Below are 342 nucleotides of genomic sequence, written 5' to 3' on the forward strand. Positions count from 1 at the left end.
GGGATATGCAGCGGCAACTTCTCAGGCTGATCGGCGGTCGGCGGGGTTTTCTGGCTGACATGCAGGCGATATTGCTGAGTTTCCGCATCGTACTCGTCGCGCACCGTCAACAGCGGCGTGCCGGACTGGCTATACCAACGGCGGAAGCGCGACAGATCCACGTTGGACGCGTCCTCCATCGCCTGTACGAAGTCATCGCAGGTGGCGGCGCTGCCGTCGTGGCGTTCGAAATAGAGCTGCATCCCTTTCTGGAAGTTCTCTTCCCCCAGCAGGGTGTGCATCATGCGGATCACTTCAGAACCTTTCTCATACACCGTCAGGGTGTAAAAGTTGTTCATCTCG

At 58.2% G+C, this 342-nt stretch carries 1 protein-coding gene; it reads right to left on the reverse strand.

The features are described from left to right. Positions 1 to 342, reverse strand: a 342-nt coding sequence (locus tag JYB63_RS22700; RefSeq protein ID WP_205660199.1) for a DUF3458 domain-containing protein, incomplete at both ends; no start/stop codon positions are given.

The organism is Aliamphritea spongicola (assembly GCF_017051665.1).
Taxonomy (GTDB): Bacteria; Pseudomonadota; Gammaproteobacteria; order Pseudomonadales; family Balneatricaceae; genus Amphritea; species Amphritea spongicola.